General features: G+C 40.1%; 12 protein-coding genes. 4 read left to right on the top strand and 8 right to left on the bottom strand.

From position 1 onward, the window contains the following. Window positions 1-20: 20 nt before the first annotated feature. The 5 genes from ACROAE_RS11490 to prmB are packed head-to-tail and all read right to left on the bottom strand — an operon-like array spanning window position 21 to window position 4,739. Window positions 21-299 carry a YfcL family protein gene (locus tag ACROAE_RS11490; protein WP_432401827.1) on the bottom strand — a complete coding sequence of 93 codons (279 nt, stop codon included), beginning with the start codon at window positions 297-299 and terminating at the stop codon, window positions 21-23. A gap of 3 nt (window positions 300-302) precedes the next feature. Then, window positions 303-1,439 (bottom strand): ATP-NAD kinase family protein, encoded by a 1,137-nt coding sequence (locus ACROAE_RS11485; RefSeq protein WP_432401825.1) that lies wholly within the window; start codon window positions 1,437-1,439, stop codon window positions 303-305. A gap of 28 nt (window positions 1,440-1,467) precedes the next feature. After that, complete coding sequence (locus ACROAE_RS11480; RefSeq protein ID WP_432401823.1) at window positions 1,468-2,649, bottom strand: MFS transporter; 1,182 nt, start codon at window positions 2,647-2,649, stop codon at window positions 1,468-1,470. Beyond that, complete coding sequence (gene aroC / locus ACROAE_RS11475) at window positions 2,649-3,743, bottom strand: chorismate synthase (RefSeq protein ID WP_432401821.1); 1,095 nt, start codon at window positions 3,741-3,743, stop codon at window positions 2,649-2,651. Before aroC ends, ACROAE_RS11480 begins: the two co-directional genes overlap by 1 nt. Before the next feature lie 51 nt (window positions 3,744-3,794). Beyond that, window positions 3,795-4,739, bottom strand: coding sequence for a 50S ribosomal protein L3 N(5)-glutamine methyltransferase (gene prmB, locus ACROAE_RS11470; RefSeq protein ID WP_432401819.1), 945 nt, complete (start codon window positions 4,737-4,739; stop codon window positions 3,795-3,797). 79 nt (window positions 4,740-4,818) lie between these two features. Between prmB and smrB the strand changes: the two genes are divergently transcribed. Then, window positions 4,819-5,346, top strand: a complete 528-nt coding sequence (gene smrB / locus ACROAE_RS11465) for an endonuclease SmrB (RefSeq protein WP_432401817.1) — start codon at window positions 4,819-4,821, stop codon at window positions 5,344-5,346. Between the two features lie 149 nt (window positions 5,347-5,495). Here the strand turns inward: smrB and sixA are convergent, their stop codons facing one another. After that, entirely contained in the window at window positions 5,496-5,969 is a 474-nt protein-coding gene (sixA, locus tag ACROAE_RS11460) for a phosphohistidine phosphatase SixA (RefSeq protein WP_160055573.1), read from the bottom strand. A gap of 189 nt (window positions 5,970-6,158) precedes the next feature. Here sixA and ACROAE_RS11455 point away from each other — a divergent pair, with 189 nt between their 5' ends. The 3 genes from ACROAE_RS11455 (at window position 6,159) to ACROAE_RS11445 (ending at window position 14,334) form a co-directional block, all read left to right on the top strand. Then, window positions 6,159-8,948, top strand: coding sequence for an insulinase family protein (locus ACROAE_RS11455; RefSeq protein WP_432401814.1), 2,790 nt, complete (start codon window positions 6,159-6,161; stop codon window positions 8,946-8,948). A gap of 520 nt (window positions 8,949-9,468) precedes the next feature. Continuing rightward, window positions 9,469-13,785 carry an EAL domain-containing protein gene (locus ACROAE_RS11450; protein WP_432401812.1) on the top strand — a complete coding sequence of 1,439 codons (4,317 nt, stop codon included), beginning with the start codon at window positions 9,469-9,471 and terminating at the stop codon, window positions 13,783-13,785. Between the two features lie 105 nt (window positions 13,786-13,890). Beyond that, on the top strand, window positions 13,891-14,334 hold the full coding sequence (locus ACROAE_RS11445) for a hypothetical protein (RefSeq protein ID WP_432401810.1): 444 nt from the start codon (window positions 13,891-13,893) through the stop codon (window positions 14,332-14,334). A gap of 234 nt (window positions 14,335-14,568) precedes the next feature. Here ACROAE_RS11445 and ACROAE_RS11440 read toward each other — a convergent pair whose 3' ends face one another. Continuing rightward, the gene (locus ACROAE_RS11440) at window positions 14,569-14,802 is read right to left on the bottom strand and encodes a hypothetical protein (protein ID WP_432401808.1); all 234 of its coding nucleotides are present in this window, start codon (window positions 14,800-14,802) and stop codon (window positions 14,569-14,571) included. Between the two features lie 508 nt (window positions 14,803-15,310). Then, the gene (gene fadJ, locus ACROAE_RS11435; protein WP_432401806.1) at window positions 15,311-17,437 is read right to left on the bottom strand and encodes a fatty acid oxidation complex subunit alpha FadJ; all 2,127 of its coding nucleotides are present in this window, start codon (window positions 17,435-17,437) and stop codon (window positions 15,311-15,313) included. Between the last annotated feature and the right edge of the window lie 5 nt (window positions 17,438-17,442).

Raw genomic sequence — 17,442 nt, 5'->3', positions numbered from 1 at the left:
ACTGTTTATCTATTCCAAGTTTACGCAGCTTGCGCAACGATACGTTGACGCAGTTGTTGCCAGGCAGCTTCTACTAGCGCGAAGTCGTCTGCATTTAATTCTTTATCCGCTAACGCTAAACAGGTTAATATTTTTTGATCGAGAGCGGCTAAATCTTGCTCAGCTTCTATTTCTAATTCAGCTAACACAACAGCGATATGACCTTGTAAGTAACCACAAGCAAACAATGCATCATCGTCACTGTTATTTACGCTTTCTTCAATCCAAGACTCTAATGCTGCATCGTACTGTTCTAACATGGTTTAGTTCTCCACTAAATCTGGGTTGGCTACTTGATACATCACGTAATCACGGTAGCCAGTGACTATTTTGTAATAGCCTGTGAGTGCTTTGTCTAATTCAGGGTCGCCACTATCCACAATTAATGGTCGACCTTCAAGTGCTTTAAGCTTAGTTTTTGTGGCTAAGATTAAAATATTGTCTTTTGGGATGCGTTTTATCAGCTCAGGTGACAATTGTTGGTTACCGCGCCCCAATATATGCCCTTGCCCACCAATAAGAGTGATCACCAATTTAACCTTGTCGGCAGGTATATCTTTGGTGAATTCGAGTAACTGATTCGCGCTGACATCTTGAGCGATTAACGTTTTGTCTTGAATAACATCAACACCGAGTAAGGTATTGCCTATTCCTAAATCTTCCATCACGGCGGCAACGGTACTGCCCGAGCCCATAATAAATAATTCATCGTCCATTGATTCAATAATATCTGCCGCGATGTCTGCTAACACTAACTCGTCAACTTCTTTACCACCCATTTTCACCGCTTGGATATAGCGAGGCTCTGCGGGTACGGTCATTTCACCAAATCGTTTTGCTCTTACCGTGCCTTGTCTAAAGGCAACTTCATCAATGTCCATCACATCGGCCGACATTAAACTGACAAGCTCACCTTTTAACAACAGACTCACCACCAGACCAGAAGCATGTGGTGTAATACCGTAAACCCCCGAGTGAATTTTAACGCCAGCAGGCACGCCTAATACGGGTAACTTATCTTCAACAACAGCATAAATATCTCGTGCAGTGCCATCACCGCCGGCAAACAGCAGCAAATCTAATGGTTGTTCGAGTAAGCACGTGACTGCATTTTGGGTATCTTGTGCGGAGGTGGTATTGTCGCAGCGATAAACTTCACTAGTCGTAAATCCCATTTGGCGGCATAAGTTTGCGCCCATGTCGCCCGAGGCGGTAATGATGTCAATGTTATCTGCAAAAGGTAATATTACTGCTAACGCTTGCTGCATACGCATTTGAGCTTTAGGTATTGCGCCTTTAGCGATGGCCTCTAATGCCACACCGTCTGAGCCTTTTAGGCCAACACTGCCACCTAATCCAGCCAATGGATTGATGATTACCCCTAAGCGAAAACGTTTCACGATAGCTCCTTGCGACTCTTTTTAGATATTAATCTTGTGCTGCATTAGCGACGGCTTCACCATTAATATTTGGGATCATCAATACCGCAATCATAGATAAAAACGCGCAGCTAGCGGCAAAGACCCAGACCCACATGGTTTGGCTACCATCGCCCCAAATCATGCCACTTATCCAGGTACCTAACGCACCACCCACACCAAAACTGACACTGGCATATAACGCCTGCCCTGTGCTGCGGTGGCTAACATTAAAATGGCGATGAATAAAATGAATGGACGCAGCATGCACTAAACCAAATGTAAACGCGTGTAGCAGTTGGCTAATAATCAACATTAAAACTGAGTCGACACCAAAAGCCAATAACAGCCAGCGCACTGCAGTCAGTAACATACTCACCACCAGCAAGACTCGAATACCATATTGGCGAATTAATCGAGATGAATAAAAGAAAATCACAATTTCGGCAAGTACACCTAATGCCACCAACATACCCGCAACGGTTTCTGAATAACCAAATTGCTTTAAGTACAGTACAAAGAAGCCATAAAATGGTCCGACACTCATCTGCAATAGCATCGCAGATAACATAAACCAAATGAGTGAGGCATCGAACGTTAATTTGGGACGGTCAGACTTATTGAGTACGACACTGCGATTAGCCGGTAACGGTAATGAACAGGCAAACAAACCAAGAAATAATATCATGCCCATATAAGGCAGCACTTCAGGGCCCCAATAATCAATGGCAAAACCACCGCTTATCACTAACACAATATATCCGACACTGCCCCAGCTACGAATAGCGCCATAACGTTCAGCTTTATCACCTAAGGTTTCTAAGGTGATTACTTCTAACTGCGCCAGAATTGAATTCCAAAAAAAGGTGTAGATAGCCAAGCTAACCGCGAGATATAAAAAGCTGCCATCAAAGAAAAAACTAATGTACGTAATTGCAGCCGCGAACGACCCGAGTTTAATCAGTTCCGCACGCATTCCGGTTCGGTCAGCCACTGCCGCCCAAATATTAGGTGCGACAATGCGCGTGGCCATTAAAATAGCCAACAAAAAACCAATCTCTTGCGCGTTGAAACCTCGGCTGTCAAAGAAGACCCCTAAATAAGGAACCATGATGCCGAGAATAGAAAAGAAGAAGAAATAGCAGGCGCCGAGCCAGCGTAAATCTGGTTCAGCGCGTTGACTTAAGGACATTAACGCATTCCAATCACAGGAGTTTGACGAACAACATCTTGGTTTTGCGCGCGATGTCTTAATAGATGGTCCATTAATACAATCGCCAGCATGGCTTCTGCAATAGGAACTGCTCGAATACCCACACAAGGATCGTGTCGACCTTTGGTGATCATATCGACCGTGTCACCCTGCACTGTCATGCTCTGCCCTGGCACGCTAATGCTGGATGTTGGCTTTAACGCAATATGGGCCACTACAGGTTGCCCTGATGAAATACCGCCTAATACACCACCAGCATGATTTGAGGCAAAGCCCTCTGGTGACATTAAGTCACGACCTTCAGAGCCTTTTTGGGTAACCACGCCAAAACCATCACCGATTTCAACACCTTTAACGGCATTAATGCCCATAAGCGCATGAGCAATATCAGCATCGAGTCGATCAAATACAGGCTCACCTAGACCCACTGGCACGCCTGTGGCCGCTACCGTAATTTTAGCGCCAATTGAGTCACCCGATTTACGTAAACCACGCATGTACTCATCTAATGCTTCTAGCTTGGTGGCATCAGGGAAGAAAAATGCGTTTTGTTCAATCTGGGTTAAATCGATAGTTTCAGCACAAATAGGTCCTAATTGAGCAAGGTAGCCGTGAATCTCAATACCATGCACTTGCTTAAGGTATTTTTTAGCCACTGCACCAGCCGCAACACGCATAGCGGTTTCACGCGCCGATGAGCGTCCACCACCGCGGTAATCACGCATGCCATATTTTTGCTGGTAAGTATAATCAGCATGACCAGGGCGGAAGGTGTCTTTAATGTCTGAATAATCTTGGCTGCGTTGATCGGTATTTTCAATCAATAGACCAATTGAGGTGCCTGTCGTTTTACCTTCAAACACACCCGATAAAATTTTCACTTCATCCGCTTCACGTCTAGCGGTGGTGTAGCGCGATGTACCTGGACGTCGTCTGTCTAAATCATGTTGCATGTCTTCAACGGTTAATTCGAGTCCTGGTGGACAACCGTCAATAATACAACCCAAGGCAACACCATGGCTTTCACCAAAGGTTGTCACAACAAAATTTTGACCAATACTGTTTCCTGACATGCGCGTTAACTACCTCTATATTTTATTCAATCAACCTTAACTTATTCTCTATTATTCAAAATCTTTGTATACAGAGAAAAGTGATTCATTTTCAACTAGCTGATCACGGGTCAATACAAATACGCCGTCACCGCCAAATTCAAAATCAACCCAGGTAAATGGAACATCAGGGAATTGCTCAATTAAATGCACCATTGAGTTACCCACTTCAACGACTAATACGCCATTTTCGGTTAAGTAATCGGCCGCATTAGCTAAGATGCGTTTGGTTAAATCTAAACCATCACGCCCTGACGCTAAACCAATCGCTGGCTCGTGGTGATACTCATCTGGCATGTCACCGATATCTTCAGCATCAACATACGGCGGGTTTGAAACGATTAAATCGTAATGCGGCCCTTTAGGAATTGCCGAGAATAAATCTGACTGAATAGGGAAAACACGCTCAAGCACATCAAGTGACTCGATGTTAATCTGCGCCACTTCTAATGCATCTTCACTAATATCAAGTGCATCAACTTCGGCATTTTCGAATGCATGAGCACAGGCAATAGCTATACAAGCACTGCCCGTACATAAATCCATAATACGATTCACAGGCTTGTTATATAACCACGGGCTAAAATGGTTATTAATCATTTCTGCAATCGGTGAGCGAGGCACTAACACACGCTCATCAACATAAAATTCAAGCCCGGCAAAACGCGCTTTGTTGGTTAAATACGGCACAGGTAAACGCTCACGTACACGACGAATAATTAACTCAACAATTTTATGTTTTTCACTGCTAGTCAGGTTACTTAAAATAACTTGCTGACCGATTTCTTCAGGTAAGTGTAAAGCATGAAAAACCAATGCAATGGCTTCGTCCCAAGCATTATCAGTACCGTGGCCATAATAAATATTGGCATCATTAAAACGGCTAACCGCCCAGCGCAACATATCACCTATGGTACTTAACTCAGTGACAGCTTCATCTACAAAGATCTTATCCAAAACACACTCCTAAAAAATTGTTCTGCCGTATTGTAACTGATGTCTATTAAGATGACCTAGAATTCAATACAATACCGCCATGAAAGACGAAAATTACTCAGACACGTCGCTGTTTAGTCAACTGATAGACGGTATCAAACCGCTTAAGCAAGATACCCACCATTTTAAACAGCCAGTCAAAGCCAAACAACAATTCGAATTTAAAGAGCGTCAAATCCACGTTGATAGCTATTTTTCGGATACTTATCAGCCGCTGCTGCCGGTCGAAGGCCCTATGCGCTGGATAAATGACAGTGCAGATAAGCTTGAGCTAAAACGCTTAAGGCGAGGTGATTATTCGCCCGACTTATTACTCGACTTACATGGTTTAAGGCAATCTGAAGCCAAACTCGAACTAGCAGCACTTATCCAAGCATGTGTTAAACAAAGCAGTATTTGCTGTTGTGTTATGCACGGTTTCGGTACGGGGATTTTAAAGCAGCAACTGCCTTTGTGGTTAGCGCAGCACCCTAAGGTAAAAGCGTTTCATCAAGCGCCTAGAGAATGGGGCGGCGATGCGGCGTTACTGGTACTGATAGATATAGGTGAACAGCCTCATCGACGTTAACCTTTAACGTGATTCATCCAAAGCGAAATTAAACCACGTCAAGTGCAAGCGATAAAAGCTGTCGTGTTATACCTGTGATGAAGGTAAGTGATGACTTACCTTATGTGTTGGAATTCAATCTCAGACAAATATATTGATCAATCAATTTATCAAGAAACAACTTGGTGCGGGGCCGTCATGGCAACAAAGCTACACTGCTGCATGTGTTTATCTATTTGAGCAATAGCAGACGTGGCAAATAATGGCGGCTCGATACCAGCAACTAATTCGCTGACCATAAAACCGAGAATAGGCATATGAGCAATCACTAACACATGGTCTGCTTTGTATTGCTCTGCGTAAGCAAGCACAACATCTGTGGCTCTTTTAGCATCACCAGAGGGAGTGACGTCATCAAGTACAACCAGCTTGCGGGGCTCAGGTAAATGCTTACTGACTTCTTGCCACGTTTGCTGCGCACGCAAATAGGGGCTTACAATCACTAAATCAAAGTGGCTAATATTTTTTACTAACCAATTAGCCATATACCCACTGTGAATACGGCCTATTTCAGTTAACTTACGCTCTCTGTCTGACGGTGCATCAAAACTAGCTTCGCCATGTCGCATCAAAAATAGTTGCATACTTCTCTCTGGATGTTTTTATTATCATTCTGAGTCAATTGTAGCGCTAAATAGCGTAACAACATACCCTACTATCGCCGATATTTAGCTAAACTTTAGTCGATAAAAGCATAAAACTTGCCCCGGCTATTTGCTAAAAACCCATAAGAAGATCAATATATAACAAGTTATGTTTTCTGGAGCCTCCTTTTGCCTGATTATCCAGCAGTTTATAAAAGCCAAAACGATCATCGTCAATATCAATACCGAGTATTAAGCAATCAATTACGAGTGCTTTTGGTTGAAGATATGCAATCAAACCAAGCCGCTGCTTCAATGGCGGTCAGCGTTGGTCATTTTGACGATCCTGTTGAACGCCCTGGCATGGCACATTTTCTTGAACACATGTTGTTTCTAGGTACTGAAAAATACCCAGATTCGGGTGAGTACCATGCTTACATTAATCAACATGGCGGCAATAACAATGCATGGACAGGCACAGAACAAACAAACTTTTTTTACAGCATTAATGCCGACGCTTTAGAGGGCTCATTAGACCGTTTCAGTCAATTTTTTATCGCGCCTAAATTTGATTTAGAATTAGTTGACCGCGAAAGACATGCTATTGAATCCGAATTTAGCCTAAAGCTTAAAGATGATATTCGCCGGGTTTATCAAGTTCAAAAAGAAACCGTTAATCCAAAGCATCCATTTTCGAAGTTTTCTGTGGGTAACCTGGCCACTTTAGCCGGTAAACAGGCAGATATTCGCCAAGAGCTATTAGCATTTTACCAGCAGCATTACAGCGCTAATATTATGACGCTTTGCGTTGTCGCCCCACGGCCAATTGCTGAACTAGAGGTTATTGTTAACCAATATTTTTCAGGTATTAAAAACAGAAATGTAAGTAAACACTATCCGTTAGAAGCCTTATTAAATAAAGACCAACAACATAAACATATTCAAATTGTACCGCTCAAAGATCAAAAACGGGTCAGCATCTGTTTTACCCTTCCTGAAATAGATCAATTTTACAAACGTAAACCTCTGACTTTCATCAGCCACCTTCTGGGCAATGAAAGTCCTGGTAGTTTGTTGTCGTATTTAAAATTACAGGGACTGGCGAATAATTTATCTGCCGGTGGTGGCGTTAATGGTTACAACTTCAAAGATTACTCAATCAGTATTCAACTCACAGACAAAGGCTATGCTGAATTAGAAGAAGTCGTCACCTGCGTATTTGAATATATTGAACTCATTAAACAACATGGCTTAACCGCATGGCGATATCAAGAACGTGCGAGCTTATTAGACACCGCATTTCGATTTCAAGAACAAATTAAAACCCTGGATTTAGCCAGTCATCTCAGCATTAACATGCATCATTACGACGTCGAAGACATTATTTACGGTGACTATCGTATGGATGAAATGCTGGAGCATGAAACCAAACAGTTATTATCGATGATGTCTGCCGATAACATGCGTTTAATGACCGTGGCAAAAGAATCACAAGTCGAAAAACAAGCCGCATGGTACGACACACCTTACAAAGTCAATCCAATAGCTGCAGAACAACTTGAAAAATGGGCCTCTGTGACTACAAGGTCAGCCCTTAAGTTACCTGAAAAAAACCCATTTATTGTCGCTAATCCGCAAGCGAGATCCGATAAAAGTAATACCTTCGCCCCTAAGATTGTCGCCGAGGGTGAAGGCTACCGGATATGGCACAAAAAGGATGATGAATTTAATGTGCCGAAAGGCCACCTGTATCTATCACTGGACTCAGATCAAGCCAGCTCAACACCAAGACAGGCGGCATTAACACGTCTTTATGTTGAAATGCTCATCGACTATTTAACTGAGCCGACTTATCAAGCTGAAGTAGCAGGACTTAATTACAATATTTATCCGCATCAAGGCGGTATCACCCTGCACCTCACAGGGTTTACAGGTAATCAAGAAAAACTGTTAACCTTGATTATTAATAAAGCACGCGAACGTAACTTTACCGAACAGCGCTTTAACATGATCAAAAAGCAAATTCTGCGCAGCTGGAATAACGTAGCCCAAGCTAAGCCGATATCACAACTCTTTACTAGTCTTACCGTCACATTACAACAAAGAAGCTTTGAACCTGGCAGAATGGCGGAAGAGTTAGCCGATTTCACATTAGAAGACTTGCATAACCATGTCAGTGCATTCTACAAAAAAGTCTATCTTGAAGGGCTGGTCTATGGTGATTGGTTAGAACAAGAGACACTGGATCTAGGCAAACGATTACAGCATTTATTGTCGTTAGTCACTAAACCCAGTGCAGAGTCTGCTAGAGAGTTAGTCAATTTAGACAAAAGAGGCTCGTTACTACGAGAAAAAAGCATTGCTCATCAAGACAGTGCCATCATCGTTTATTATCAATCACGAGCGGCAACACCAGAGCGAATGGCGCTATTTAGTTTGCTAAATCACACCATGTCCTCCACATTCTTCCACGAGTTACGCACTAAGCAACAACTCGGCTATATGGTTGGTACGGGTTACTTACCACTAAATCGGCACCCTGGGATTATCTTTTATGTACAGTCCCCTACAACTGGACCTAGGCAGCTCCTTGAAGCCATTGATGAGTTTATCGCTGACTTTAACTATGCTGTGATGCAAATCACCAATGAGCAGTGGGAAAGTACCAAGCAAGGCATGATTAGCCAAATAATGGAAAATGACACTAACTTAAAAACCCGCAGCCAACGTTACTGGGTAAGTTTAGGAAACCGAGATTATCAGTTTAACCAACGAGAAACCGTGGTTGCTGAAGTCATGAAACTCACCAGAGCAGATTTAATTAAATTTATGGTGACTCATATGCGCAGCAAAAACTGTGATCGCCTTGTATTATTCAGCTGTGGTGAACAACATCACAGTCAGGCTAGCCTTCGTTCTGATAACATGATTGTCGATTTAAAAGCCTTCAAGGAACAAGCCGATAAGTTTCAATTTTAATCAATCGGTTTTTACGTAAGCGTTCAAGATGAGTTTGTTGATCATAGAGACTTAACATTGGGCGAAACATTATCATTTAAGTATGCTTATTGTATTTAAAGAATATAATAAGCAGCCCATTTAGCCATTGAAATGGATTCACTCAATGTTAATGCGCAAATTGATTAATATTAACTCAACTCTACAATCTGACACGATGAACTAACTAAACAGATTACTTTTTGAGCAAACAGGTATACCGCCCTGTGATTAACGCTGGGTATTACCCTAACATTGAAAAGCTCTCCAATGTAAAGAGTGTAAACACAACTTACTGAACTGCATGCTATATAAAACTTTAGTGCTACTTAAGTTATTGATAAAAAAGTAACTCTACACCAACTTCTTTAGAATAATTGCTCAATAATCTATCAATCTCGTTTTTTTTGTTAACATGCTTTTGACAAAGACGCAGGTTTCTGAAAAAGTAGACAATTATTCTATTTTATTGCGGCATCGACTGAGAACAAAAATAACAATTATGCCTAAAATTTTACTCTTTATCTGCGTCTATGCCAGCTTACTCTTTTGTTCATTAGCACATGCCTTTGATGACAAGAGCACGGAATCAAACTTTGACCTGCTACTCAACCATACCAATTACGGTGTAGCAGACGGGCTGTCACAAGATACGGTCACCGCTATCGTTGAAGATCAAGAAGGATACGTTTGGGTTGGTACCATTAATGGCTTAAACCGCTTTGATGGCAATGAATTTACACAGTTTTATGCTGCTGATGATGGTAAATCATTACCCAGCTCATTTATCCGTAACTTGCTCATTGATAATAACGGCACTCTACTTGTCGGTACAGACAAAGGCCTAGTCGAATTTAATAAAGAGACAGAATCATTTCACCCAAACAGCATCTCAAATCAAATTGGTGAACAAGCCATTTGGTCTATATCGCAACAAGGCAATGAAATATTCATCGGGTTGAATAATCAGTTTTTATCTTATGATAATAGAACATTAAAAATAACACATAAGTATGACAGTGGATTATTAAAAGAAGTAAAAAAAACAATAAGAATCGATAACAAATATTATATTAGAAACTACGAAGGAATAGTTTTTTTACTTTCCGATGAAAAACTAATTAGCTTTTTCAAAGAAAGTATTGATATGGAATTTAACAGTGGAGATATATTAATAGCAACAAAAAAAGGCTTATTTAACATATTAAAAAAAGAGCCTATAACTAAAACAATATTTACAAGCTTAAAAGCAAATTCACACGATGACAATGAAATCACAGCTATATCTGATAATAAGGTTTTCAAATTACACAAGTTAATTAACGAATACTTTATTGAACAAATTGGTTCTCTAGATATTGAAAAAGAAAAGCTAAACAAAAGTTTTATCGAGCACAATAATGAAAGCACTTACATATCAAATTATATAGAAGGTTTCTTTAAAATATCTAACAAAAATAATTATATAAAAAAAATAAACATTAAAAATAAAAACATTTGGGCTATAGCTAAAGATTCTAATAAAAATATTAAAATATTAAATGATGAAAGCGATATAGAAACTTATAACAAAAACTTTAAAATCATATCTACAGAAAAAGCGGAGCTGCCACATGGTCCTAAATCATTAATTCTGCTTAAAAACAAAACATTCATAGGTACTACTACAGGATTATACATTCAAAAAAATTCGGATAAGTCTGTTAGGCAAGTAATATATACCCCTATATATAGTTTAAATAAATTTGACAATAGAGTATATGCATCAACTTCCGATGGGAAAGTTTATATACTTAATTTTCAAGGTGATATTGTCGAAGAAGTTGTAACAGAAAGAGAATACCCTATATACGATACATTATTTTTAAATGGAGATCTTTGGATTGCTTCACAAAATGGTTTAATCCATTACAGAAATGGAGTAACAACTAACATATTTAATAAAGATTTTGTTTTCAACTTATTAGAAATGAATGGTGAGATATACTTCGGCACTAGAAATACAATCTACTCCATGGATGCGGATTTAAAAGCAAAACCAAAAATAGTTTTAGATAGAAAAAAAATCATCTACTCTCTTAGCAAAATAGACTCTATAATAATATCCGCTTCGAATAGAGAAGTTAACTTGATTGATACAAAAACAAAAAACAACTACACTCTTGAATTAAATAATGGTTCGCTCAAAGAGTATAACACACAAGCATCATTAACAATTGGAGACCAAGTTCTTTTAGGTGGTGCTGAAGGCATAAGCATTATAAAACCAAGAGAAATAATAGACTCTTTAATTAATGAAAAACCAAAAGAAATAAACCTTCAAGAATTATACCTCTTTAACGCCCCTGTAGATATTGATGGAAAAATACTAAATAAATCCATCAACAATTCAAACGAAATAATATTAAAATATTCTGACTACCCTTTTACAATAAAATTTAACGTCCTTGGTGAAGACAAAAGTAACTTTGAATTCTTTTATTACTTAGAGGATTTAGAGAGCAACTGGTTGTCAACGAATGGAAATAATTCGGTTACTTATACTAACTTATCAGCAGGGAAATACACATTCCAAATCTTTGCTGAGAATAGACTGACAGGCTTAAAAACGGGTGTAAGAAGTTTAAAAATAAAAATAACACCACCATGGTGGTTGTCAAATGTAGCGATAGGTATTTACTCAACTCTTATTCTTATAATTATATTATTTACTATAAGGGCTATTAACAAGCGCAGGCAAATACAAAAACAAATCGCACAAAGCGAAGAAAGGTTAAAGTTATCGCTCTGGGGCAGTGGCGATGAAATGTGGGATTGGGATATTGAAAGTGGCAAAATTTATCGCTCTAATATATGGGGCTCACTAGACTTCCCTCAAGACGGTCGCCGTTCAGGAAACCCTGACGAAGAAAGTAATATTCACCCACTCGATAGAGAGCGTGTCACTAAAGCTTTAAATGATCATTTTAATGCGTTAACAGATCATTTCGAAATAGCATATCGGGTTAAAGCACGTAACCAACAATGGGTATGGATTTTAGACCGCGCTAAAATTGTAGAACGCGATCAAAAAGATCAACCTCTACGTATGACAGGCACGATTAAAGATATCAATAATATTAAGCAAGCCGAAGAACAACTGCGATTATTTGCTCGCGCCATTGAGAACATTTCAGAAGGAATGTTCATCCTCAACGAAAAATACCAGTTTGTTGAAGTCAATGATGCTTGTTGTGAACTAACCGCATCGACTCAAGAGAAATACCTTAACGAAACACTGAGTTTTAATCGTTACCCTGACAGTTATTCAGAACAAATTCGCACAATTCTAAAGCAACAGGGTCGTTGGAGTGGCGAAATCGAATCTTGCAAAGGCACAGATGATTTTTTCTTGATGGAGATCACCATTGACGCCATCTACAACGAGCAAGGCGAAACCAGTCATTACGTGGGAGTGTTCTCAGACATTACCCGCCGTAAGCAACAAGAAGAAGAGCTTAGAAAACTAACTAACAATGATTTGCTAACCGGACTACCTAACCGCTCGAGCTTACAAGTCACTTTAAGTAACCTGGTTAAGAAAGACATTCATCATACTCTGATGGTGTTGGATTTAGATAATTTTAAGCGCATAAATGATTCGTTAGGGCATCAAATCGGTGATGATTTGCTTATTGGCGTAGCTGAGCGGATCAAACTAGCTATACCCAAGCACGCAAGTCTTTATCGATTGGGCGGAGATGAATTTGCCCTGCTTGTTGATCAGCATCCAGATATCGGTTCATGTGCCGCTATCGCCACTCAAGTGATTAATTGTTTAAAACCCGCATTTAATCTGAACAACGAATCACTGGTATTGGGGATCAGTATTGGGATAGTGCTCTATCCTGAAGATGAACAAAATGAGCAAGCCTTACTGCGTAAGGCCGATATCGCGATGTATCATGCTAAATCAGCAGGTGGGAGTCGTTATCAATTCTACTCAGAATCATTAAACCAAAATGCCTTGCGCCAATTAGAAATTGAAAATCTGATTAGAGAAGCATTAAAAGACGACTTATTTGAGGTTTACTATCAGCCTAAAATTGACGTTAAAAAAGATCGCCTCACAGGCATGGAAGCGCTGGTTCGCTTAAATCACCCGACGCTAGGTTTGATTGGCCCCAATGAATTTATTCCTTTAGCTGAAGAAAATGGTCTTATTGTAGAAATTGGTGACGTGGTATTACGCAAAGCCTGTTTTGCTGCGCAAAAATGGTTGGAGTCTGGATTATTTACGGGCCGTGTTGCTGTTAATTTATCGTCAAAACAGTTTGCTCTCATAGACTTGCAACAACGCATAGAGTCAATTTTACGACTGACAAAACTGCCAGCAAAGCATTTAGAGTTAGAAATAACAGAAGGCACTGTAATCAAAAACCCTGAACAAGCCATTAAGGTGATGCAGCAGCTGGCTAAGATGGGCGTCAGCTTGGCACTTGATGATTTTGGTACCGGTTACTCATCATTATCGTATTTAAAACGCTTCCCAATCAATTGTTTAAAAATTGATAAGACTTTTGTTGATGATATCGACAAGTCTGATCGCGACCTTAAAATGGTCGATTCAATTATTACCATTGCGCACAATATGGGTTTAACGGTTGTTGGTGAAGGGGTAGAACAAACTGCGCAACTTAACATACTAAAAGCATTAAATTGCGAAGAAATTCAAGGATATATATACAGTAAACCAATAAAGGAAGCTGACTTTGAATTAATGTTGACAGCAGAGAAACTCAAATTTGATACGTTTGAACAGACAATAATGAAAAAATAAATCATTCTCTTTAAGATTTGGCATGGTAAATGCTAATTAAGACTCAGTTGTCAAAATAATATTGTTATTTAACCCTGAGCTTGAATTATAAAAGAGAGAATAAAAATGATTAAAGGAATAATTACACTAGCAGTTTTATCTGCATTGTCTGTTGGTTATCTTGCATCTGTTAACGGAAACAATTTCAAGACACCGCAAATTCCTGGTCTGAAAGTCCTAGACACTCAAATTACACAAATTCCTGGCCTGAAAGTCCTAGACACTCAAGTTGCACAAATTCCTGGTCTGAAAGTCTTAGACACTCAAATTGCACAAATTCCTGGCCTGAAAGTCCTAGACACTCAAGTTGCACAAATTCCTGGCCTGAAAGTCCTAGACACTCAAGTTGCACAAATTCCTGGCCTGAAAGTCCTAGACACTCAAGTTGCACAAATTCCTGGCCTGAAAGTCCTAGATACTCAAGTTGCACAAATTCCTGGTCTTAAAGTGTTAGATACTCAAGTTGCACAAATTCCTGGTCTTAAAGTCCTAGACACCCAAACAGCTTAAGGAGAATATGATGTTTACTTCTCTTAAAATCGCACTTGGTTTAGCCAAACCAGCACGTAAAAAGGTGAAGCTACCTGAAGGGTTGAATCATTTAGAAGTTATCCAAGCCAAAGCTTGGTGGAAGTAATTCACACGATGTCCAATCGTGATACCCAATAAAAAAGGAGCTTATGCTCCTTTTTTATTAATCTACATTATGACTATCAGCAATCATTAATCCGTAATCCGTAATCATTAGCATTCGATTCGATACTTTCCATGACGCAATAACTTTACATCAGCAAGGCGCTTATGAGCGCTAAATAAGGGATAAGTCAGCGGACCGAGTAACAATGCTAAGCATGCCCATCGTTTCACCGCTAATCCTTGCTTATAAGCTGCCAATGCAAATGCGATACAACTGCTTGCACTCGATAATACAAGAATCACCAACAAACTCACCGGCATACCACTAACCTCTGCTATCAAAAATATCGTCCTTAGGACGTACACCAAAGAAGTTATCAAACCTCAGGAAGTTGAACTCACTCATTATACACTCAAGGCACTCTAGACAATCAAAACAAATAAGCCTTTTTAAACTAAAACGTTAAACCGAAAGACTAGACTAAAGAATGAGTATCATACGCTAACCAATGACGTTATTCGATTAAAAATCAGGCAAAGGTATGCCATACGATAACAAATAAGCGGCAAATTGTTGCCGGATTGTTACTTACTAAAATAAAGGTCAGCCAAAAGTTTGACACACCGCTAATCGGCAAAAATAGACTCCGTATGTATTTTGATCACATCTTTTATGGCAACTGAATCAGAAATGATGATTTTTATTATCAGACCTTTCCGCACAAAAGCAAACAAGCAAACAAGCAAACACCCTTAATTCTTACCGAGCGATGATATCTTTATACCGCTAATGGTAGGGCAATAAAAAACCGCTCATGATGAGCGGTTTTAGGTTAACGTCTTTCAGTAATTAGCTATTGTAAAACTGGCTGCCGTCACTCGCCATCTTGACTAGTGTGTCACACGGCGCAAAACGATCACCGTAAAGTGACTGATAGCCATGTAATGTGTCAACCAGGTTCTTAGCACCTAATGTGTCGATATAACGGAACGGTCCACCTAAGAATGGTGGGAATCCAATACCAAAAATTGCCCCTATATCACCATCTCTTGCAGAAGCAATGATGCCCTCTTCTAAACAACGAACCGCTTCGTTTAGCATTTGGATGGTACAACGTTCAGCGACATCTTTAGATTCTTTATCTGAAGCAATTAAGATATCGAGCACTTTGTAAACCGACTCATCAACCAGTTTTGCTTTTTTGGCTTTAGGGCCATATTGATAGAAGCCTTTACCATTTTTGCGACCCTTGCGATCGTCAGCCAATAACTTATCGAACGCGGCAGGTGCTTTAAATCGCTCACCGAGCTCTTTCTCTAAAATAGGTGAAATCTTAGCGCCAACGTCGATGCCTACTTCATCAAGTAATGTCATCGGGCCGACAGGGAAACCAAACTTCACTAGAGCACGATCTAAATGCTCAATGCGCTGACCTTCTAATAACAGTTGAGCGGCTTCGTTCATATACAAAGCTAAGATGCGGTTAACATAAAAACCGGCACCGTCTTGAACAACAATCGGGGTTTTACCCTGCTTGCGTGCAAATGCCACTGTCGTAGCAATAGTTTCAGGCGACGTGGTTTTATGGGCAATGACTTCAACTAGCGGCATTTTTTCTACCGGAGAGAAGTAATGCAAACCAATCACATTTTCAGGACGACTTGCCGCTGCAGCAATTTGGCCAATAGGTAATGATGAGGTGTTTGATGCAAAAATAGTATGTTCACCACATTCACGCTCTACATCTTTAACCATCTGATGCTTAAGCGCTAAGTCTTCAAATACCGCTTCAACAACAATATCAGCGTCTTTGATGCCGGTGTATTCTGTGGTTGTGGTCATCAACGACATAATATTATCACGGGCAATTGGCGTCATATGACGACGTTTAACGCCTTTATCTAATAATTTATAAGCATACGATAATGCGTTGCTTAAACCCTGCTCTGAGATATCTTTAACGCGGGCAGGAATTTTCGCTTTGGTCGTGGTAACAGAGGCAATACCGCCACCCATTAAGCCACCGCCTATCACCATCACTTTTTTCACTTTACGCGGTAAAGCACCTTCAGCGCCGGTTTCTTTCTTCATTTCCGTAGTGGCAAAAAACAAACTACGTAATGCAGCAGATTCTTTTGACATCACTAAATTAGCAAAATGAGTCGCTTCAACCTCAAGACCTTGCACCATGCCTTTGTTCATACCTTGACGGACACAATCAATAATCTTAGCTGGCGCAGGGTAATTACCCTGGGTTTTCTTCATCACTTGTTTGCGAGCTTGATCGAACATGATGTCGCGCGTAAACGAACTAGACTCTAAAAACTGGTTAATTTTAGATTGCTTAACAGGTTTAGCAGCTTGCTTGCCTTTTTTAGCCAGTTCTACTGCGGTTTCAATTAAAATTGAATTTGGCACCACGTCATTCACTAAACCCATTTTTAACGCTTGTTTAGGACGAATTTGTTTGCCTGTCAGCATCATATCTAATGCAGTCGCAATGCCGACTAATCGAGGTAAACGCTGTGTTCCACCGCCACCAGGCAATAAACCTAATTGCACTTCTGGCACACCTAACATTGTTTTTTTATCGTCACTGCATACACGTAAATGACACGCTAACGCTAACTCTAAACCGCCACCTAAACACGCACCATTAATGGCGGCTACAACAGGAATAGACAACCCTTCAAGTTCAGAAAAAACCACATGACCTTGTTGAGACAAAGCTTTCGCGTCGGCTTCACTTTTACATGCTGCTAGCATGGTAATATCAGCGCCGGCAACGAACGAATCAGCCTTACCTGAAGTCACAACCAAACCTTTAATGCTACTGTCAGCTTTGATCTCAGCCAGTATTTCGGTGATTTCAGGCCCAAATTGTTCTTTTAAGGTGTTCATGGTTTCACCAGGAACATCCATAGTTAAAATGGCAATACCATCTTCACGACGCGCTAAATTAAATGTCTTTTCCATGCTCA

This window comes from Shewanella sp. MF05960 (assembly GCF_050849305.1).
Classification (GTDB): domain Bacteria; phylum Pseudomonadota; class Gammaproteobacteria; order Enterobacterales; family Shewanellaceae; genus Shewanella.
The sequence above is the reverse complement of the archived record's forward strand: the minus strand, read 5'-3'. Positions and strand labels throughout refer to the sequence as shown.

Excerpts from the sequence above, each read along its gene's own strand:
- ACROAE_RS11490 (WP_432401827.1), bottom strand. The coding sequence starts at position 299 with ATGTTAGAACAGTACGATGCAGCATTAGAGTCTTGGATTGAAGAAAGC.
- ACROAE_RS11480 (WP_432401823.1), bottom strand. The coding sequence starts at position 2,649 with ATGTCCTTAAGTCAACGCGCTGAACCAGATTTACGCTGGCTCGGCGCC.
- aroC (WP_432401821.1), bottom strand. The coding sequence starts at position 3,743 with ATGTCAGGAAACAGTATTGGTCAAAATTTTGTTGTGACAACCTTTGGT.
- smrB (WP_432401817.1), top strand. The coding sequence starts at position 4,819 with ATGAAAGACGAAAATTACTCAGACACGTCGCTGTTTAGTCAACTGATA.
- sixA (WP_160055573.1), bottom strand. The coding sequence starts at position 5,969 with ATGCAACTATTTTTGATGCGACATGGCGAAGCTAGTTTTGATGCACCG.
- ACROAE_RS11450 (WP_432401812.1), top strand. The coding sequence starts at position 9,469 with ATGCCTAAAATTTTACTCTTTATCTGCGTCTATGCCAGCTTACTCTTT.
- ACROAE_RS11445 (WP_432401810.1), top strand. The coding sequence starts at position 13,891 with ATGATTAAAGGAATAATTACACTAGCAGTTTTATCTGCATTGTCTGTT.
- fadJ (WP_432401806.1), bottom strand. The coding sequence starts at position 17,437 with ATGGAAAAGACATTTAATTTAGCGCGTCGTGAAGATGGTATTGCCATT.